We start from the raw sequence: 6,973 nt of genomic DNA, 5'->3' as shown, positions 1-6,973 counted from the left end.
ACTACGTCTAACTGTACGCAACCGGTAGGTTATGTATCGAACAGTTTGGATTGTGACGATACCCGTAATTTTGTTTATCCGGGGGCCCCTGAGATTTGTTTTAACAATATCGATGATGATTGCGACGGTATTAAATCAGAAGGCTGTCAGCCGGTGGCATCGAGCTTAACGGCGGCTTACCCGAATAATTTGGTGTTGGGTTCTATCAGTACGACTATCTTGGCGACTATCCCGACGGTATCGGGAGGATTCCCTATAACAGGTTATGTATTTGAGATTACCAACATGACCAGCAATCAAACGGTAACGTTGCCACGTTCAATTAATAAGTTTAATTTAACGATGACCAATATTTATGCTTATGACACTCCGTTTGCTATTCGCGTAAAGGTTATCGTAAACGGAGAGGAGCAACCTTATTTAGGGGATACCCGCGTTATCCGAACCCCTGCCTTGGCGAGTCCGTCCTTAGTAACGACTCAGTGTTCTCAAAGTTTACCAATAGGTACTACTATTGTTAGTGCTTCGGTAACCGGTGCAACGGATTATGAGTTTACCATTACTTCTCCAACGTTTACTTCTCCGTCGAGTCAGGTTATTACCAGACAGGTGAACAATTTTAGATTGTCTATGATGCCGAACTATACACCGGCTTACAATACGGTATATAACATTTCGGTACGCGCTAGGGTAGCCGGAGCATGGTCAACCTCACCAAGTACTTGTACGATTACTACGTTAGGTGTGCCAACGACTTCATTAGTAGCCTCACAATGTAATGTTGAGATTCCGGGCTTGAGCACGACTTTAACTGCGACCAATGTGGCGTATGCTACGGAGTACAAGTTTAAAGTATCTAAAGTAGCAGAGCCTGAGGTAGAGGAAGAGGTAAGTGTTGTTGGTCAACCGTTATTGTTGTTGACTAATTTAACGACAGTTGCGGCGGATTATGAGACGGATTATAATGTATGGGTTAAAGCCGGTTCTACGGTTAATGGTATTACTACTTGGGGTGATTATGCGGCCGTACCGTGTGTGGTTACTACACCGCTTACTCCTACGGTTCGTATTGTAGGTTTAGCCGGAGATTGTGAAACAGGATACACCCCGGCTTCATTATCTACGGTAATTACGTCAGAGACTTACCCAAGTGCGCGATACCGTTTTTACTTGAAGGGATATGATTTGAGTACTAACTTAATCTATGACCACTATGTAGATCGCAACACGAACGATGTTACCTTGGCGATGTTCCCGGCCATTCCGAGTGGATTGGATTATTACATCAGCGTTGCGGTTAAGTTAGGTCCTGCGGTAGTTATACCGAAGGAAGAGTGTTTGATTTTTATTCCGACACCACCATCAAGAGTAACGGCTTTACCATTGGAAGTAACCGCTTATCCGAATCCGTTTGCGGGCAGCTTTAGTTTGGCGGTAACGACTTCAAGTCAATCCAGTATCGACATTAAGGTGTATGATATGGTTGGCCGATTGGTAGAGCAACGTGTGGTGAGAGCCTCAGCTGTTGAGAGTACGACTATCGGCGATAGATACCCAAGTGGTGTTTACAACGTAGTGGTGACTCAAGATGAGGAGGTACAAACCGTGCGTGTGGTAAAACGCTAATATTACATTAGAACTTCTTACTATAGAAAATCCCTGCCATTGGCAGGGATTTTTTGGTTAGGGTTGTTGCGTCTCAAAGCATGATTTATTAGTTTTTAAAACTTATGTATATTCTTACTTAAGTAAATCCCTCGAAAACGAAATAATATCGATTAAAAGCACAATAAATCCGACCAAATGTTTGTTTGTGATTGGTTAACAATTAGTTAATATTTTTTTATTTGCAAGATGCATTTATTGCTTAGTTTTGTTATCGTTTTAAACTTTTTTATATGAAAAACATTTTACTTTTTAAGAAGCCTTCTTGGCTTTTTTTGTGGAGTTTTGCTTTGTTGGTGTTATTGGTGCCAGAAAAAGTGTTTAGTCAGTCATTATTGGTTGATGATTTTACAGGTACCATTGGAACAAATTTAACCGCAAATGGGTGGGTCGCTCATAGTGGTTCCGGAACTGGTCCCATGACAATAACTAGTCCAGGGTTAAGTTATTCCGGCTATCTTTCTTCAGGTGTAGGAAATGCGACATCTCCCTCTGGAAACAGTGAAGATGTAAATAAAGCATTTACTAGTACGAATTCAGGAAGTGTATACTTTTCTTTTATGGTCAATGCAAGTCCAAGTGTTACAACAACAGACTACAGTATACATTTATGTCAGTCTTCTGGAGCAACAGCAAGTGGTTTTTTTGGAAGAGTTTTTATTCAAAAGGATGGGACAACTGGTTTGTTGAGATTTGGATTAACCAAGTCTTCAGCTGCTGCCTCTGCTGTTAACACAAGTTATTCGTATGCTACAGGAACCACCCATTTTATAGTTGTTAAGTATACGTTCAATACAGGAACCACAACAGATGATACAGTGTCAATGTGGGTTAACCCAACGCCAGGAAGTGCTGAACCGGTTGCTACTATTTCTAATGTTACTGATGCAGTAACGGATGCCACAGCTTTATCTGCTATTGCAATAAGACAGTTCGCTACAACAACACTTGCGCGTTTTGATGGGATTCGGGTAGGAACTACTTGGGCCAGTGTAACGCCTTCGTCAGTATCTGCTCCAACAGTGACCAATACAGCTGTAGCATCCATAACTTTTAATTCTGCCACACTAGCCGGTAATGTAACGTCAACCGGTGGTGCTGCGATAACGGCCAACGGTTCGGTTTACTCACTCACCAGCGTTAATAATGCGCCTGCCATTAACGGTACAGGGGTTACTAATTTACAGACATCAAGTCCAGGTTCAGGTACAGGTTCCTTTTCTAACGGAACAGGTAACGTGCTTTTAGTCAATAGGCAATATAGTTATAATGCTTATGCCACCAATAGTATAGGAACATCGTATGGTACCGGGGCTACTTTTTACACCCTAGCCGTTACGCCTAATATGCCAACGGTTGGTTCGCCTACAGTAAATACCTTAAATGTTTCTATTGATACCAATGATGACAATCCTTCCGGAACCGAGTATGCCATTCAAGAAATCGGAGGACAATATGTTCAGGCTGACGGCTCTTTGGGTGTTTCTACAGTTTGGAGGACAGAAACGCAATGGGGTGCTACAGTAACCGTGACAGGCTTGTCTTCCAATACACTTTATGCTTTCCAAGTAAAAGCCAGAAACGGCAGTAATGTGGAGACCGGTTTCGGAGGCTCTGCTTCGGGTACCACAAATATCAGTCAATCTCCAACGATTGAAGCCGATCCATTACCTGTTTTTGGTTCTGTTTGTATCAATACGAGTGCCACTCAAAGTTTTGCTTTTATCGGGTACAATTTGACGAATCAAACGGTAACGGTAGGTCCGTTGACAGGATATACCTTTGCTACTTCTCTGAATGGGACCTATCAGGCTTCCTTAAACTATACTCCGGATGTGAATGGAGAATTGGCAGAAACCGTTTATGTTAAGTTTACGCCTACTGCTGTAGCAAACTATAATGGTTCGTTTGCCATTTCGGGAGGAGGAACAGTAAGTAGTACGAATGTAGCTGTTTCCGGGGCAGGAATTAATACAGCGGTTAGTGTGATTACCGGAAGCAATGCTTCCGTAACTTCAACTTCCGCGGTTTTGAACGGTTCTTTTACAGCCGGTTGCTCTGCTGTAACAGCTTCCGGGATAGAGTACAGTGTTAACAGTGATTTTACCGGTTCGAGTACCATGGCTTTGGGAGGAACAGCTTCATCATTATCCCCTAATACCACCTATTATTACAGAGCATTTGCTGTTGATGGAACAGGTGCGGTTTATGGTACGTCATCAAACTTTACCACATCCAATCTTTCTGCTCCGAATGTCTTAAATGCTTCAACGGTGGAGTCGGATTCCTTTTTTGCTAATTGGGAATCCGTAAGTGGTGCTACGGGTTATCGATTGGATGTAAGTCCATCACCTGATTTTTTAGGTTCAGTAACTACTCTTGCAAATTGGACTTTCCCAAATAATCCGGATGATAACATTATTGATTCAGGAGTAACAATCAATAATGCTAAAACATTAACCACTCAAGGTGGGGTAGGTACCATCAGTTATGCACCAGTACAATCGAGTACTACAAGTGCCGCTTCTGGTCCGGGATGGGATTCCGGTAGTGGTGTAAAATATTGGCAAATTGATATTTCAACTCTTGGGTATAGCCAACTAAAATTATCTTCAGCTCAACGTTCTTCAGGTACGGGACCTAGAGACTTTAAGGTTCAATATAAAATTGGGGCTGGTGCTTGGACGGATATACTAGGAGGAGCGATAACCGTAGCAAACAATTGGACTACAGGAGTTTTGAATAATGTTTCTTTACCGTCGGTTTGTGATAATCAGCCCTCTGTTTTAATCCGATGGATTATGACTTCAAATTTACAAGTGACTTCAGGAAATGTCGCTGCGGGAGGGACTAGTGGTATTGATAACATATTGATAACCGGTCAAGCTTCAACATATGTTTTAGGCTACGAAAATCTGAATGTAGGAAATACAACTAGTTATCAAGTAACAGGGTTAAATCCTCAAACTACTTATTATTACCGGGTACGTGCTACAAGCACGAACAGTACTTCTGCTAATTCTGATGTTAAATCGGTTACTACGGCTATGCCGGCGCCTACGTTTGCCAGTATTACACAGACCGAAGTACAGTGTGACGGAATAGGCGTTACGTCATTTGATGTTAACGGATTGCTTCCAAATACTTCTTCTACTTTATACTACACCATCAATGGCGGTAGTGAAACCTCAGTTTCGTTAGCCGCTAATAGCGGAGGTTTGGCTTCTTTTACGTTGCCTTTAACTTTTGCTAATAACGGGCAGACCTTACAAGTGACTTCTGTGGAGTTGACGGGTTCACCCGCTTCTAATGTAGCTGTTTCAGGAGGTAACAGTGCTATTGCTTTGGTTGTTACCGCCCGAGCGACCCCAACCTTTACACAAGTAGGGTCGGTGTGTTCGGGATCGACCATCAGTGCCTTGCCAACCACTTCCTTGAACGGTATTACCGGTACATGGTCTCCGGCTTTGAATACTACTGCTACAACAACTTATACTTTTACGCCAGGTGAGTTTGAATGTGCCAATTCTACCACTATGGAGATTGTAGTGATTCCGCAGTCTACTTGGTACCGTGATTTTGACGGTGACGGCTTTGGTGATTTGGCTACTACTACGTCTAACTGTACGCAACCGGTAGGTTATGTATCGAACAGTTTGGATTGTGACGATACCCGTAATTTTGTTTATCCGGGGGCCCCTGAGATTTGTTTTAACAATATCGATGATGATTGCGACGGTATTAAATCAGAAGGCTGTCAGCCGGTGGCATCGAGCTTAACGGCGGCTTACCCGAATAATTTGGTGTTGGGTTCTATCAGTACGACTATCTTGGCGACTATCCCGACGGTATCGGGAGGATTCCCTATAACAGGTTATGTATTTGAGATTACCAACATGACCAGCAATCAAACGGTAACGTTGCCACGTTCAATTAATAAGTTTAATTTAACGATGACCAATATTTATGCTTATGACACTCCGTTTGCTATTCGCGTAAAGGTTATCGTAAACGGAGAGGAGCAACCTTATTTAGGGGATACCCGCGTTATCCGAACCCCTGCCTTGGCGAGTCCGTCCTTAGTAACGACTCAGTGTTCTCAAAGTTTACCAATAGGTACTACTATTGTTAGTGCTTCGGTAACCGGTGCAACGGATTATGAGTTTACCATTACTTCTCCAACGTTTACTTCTCCGTCGAGTCAGGTTATTACCAGACAGGTGAACAATTTTAGATTGTCTATGATGCCGAACTATACACCGGCTTACAATACGGTATATAACATTTCGGTACGCGCTAGGGTAGCCGGAGCATGGTCAACCTCACCAAGTACTTGTACGATTACTACGTTAGGTGTGCCAACGACTTCATTAGTAGCCTCACAATGTAATGTTGAGATTCCGGGCTTGAGCACGACTTTAACTGCGACCAATGTGGCGTATGCTACGGAGTACAAGTTTAAAGTATCTAAAGTAGCAGAGCCTGAGGTAGAGGAAGAGGTAAGTGTTGTTGGTCAACCGTTATTGTTGTTGACTAATTTAACGACAGTTGCGGCGGATTATGAGACGGATTATAATGTATGGGTTAAAGCCGGTTCTACGGTTAATGGTATTACTACTTGGGGTGATTATGCGGCCGTACCGTGTGTGGTTACTACACCGCTTACTCCTACGGTTCGTATTGTAGGTTTAGCCGGAGATTGTGAAACAGGATACACCCCGGCTTCATTATCTACGGTAATTACGTCAGAGACTTACCCAAGTGCGCGATACCGTTTTTACTTGAAGGGATATGATTTGAGTACTAACTTAATCTATGACCACTATGTAGATCGCAACACGAACGATGTTACCTTGGCGATGTTCCCGGCCATTCCGAGTGGATTGGATTATTACATCAGCGTTGCGGTTAAGTTAGGTCCTGCGGTAGTTATACCGAAGGAAGAGTGTTTGATTTTTATTCCGACACCACCATCAAGAGTAACGGCTTTACCATTGGAAGTAACCGCTTATCCGAATCCGTTTGCGGGCAGCTTTAGTTTGGCGGTAACGACTTCAAGTCAATCCAGTATCGACATTAAGGTGTATGATATGGTTGGCCGATTGGTAGAGCAACGTGTGGTGAGAGCCTCAGCTGTTGAGAGTACGACTATCGGCGATAGATACCCAAGTGGTGTTTACAACGTAGTGGTGACTCAAGATGAGGAGGTACAAACCGTGCGTGTGGTAAAACGCTAATATTACATTAGAACTTCTTACTATAGAAAATCCCTGCCATTGGCAGGGATTTTTTTTGGCATACACGAAAT

The 6,973-nt window shown here is 43.0% G+C and carries 2 protein-coding genes; both read left to right on the top strand.

What is annotated here, in order from left to right; all coding sequences use genetic code 11:
• A partial coding sequence (locus tag QHT84_RS14045; RefSeq protein WP_283240210.1) for a T9SS type A sorting domain-containing protein occupies positions 1 to 1,626 on the top strand: 1,626 nt, incomplete at its 5' end.
• 272 nt (positions 1,627 to 1,898) lie between these two features.
• Positions 1,899 to 6,902, top strand: coding sequence for a T9SS type A sorting domain-containing protein (locus tag QHT84_RS14040; protein ID WP_283240209.1), 5,004 nt, complete (start codon positions 1,899 to 1,901; stop codon positions 6,900 to 6,902).
• Positions 6,903 to 6,973: the final 71 nt, after the last annotated feature.

The organism is Flavobacterium sedimenticola (genome assembly GCF_030053345.1).
Classification (GTDB): domain Bacteria; phylum Bacteroidota; class Bacteroidia; order Flavobacteriales; family Flavobacteriaceae; genus Flavobacterium; species Flavobacterium sedimenticola.
Note: the sequence above shows the minus strand (reverse complement) of the source record. Positions and strands in the feature narration are given on the sequence as shown.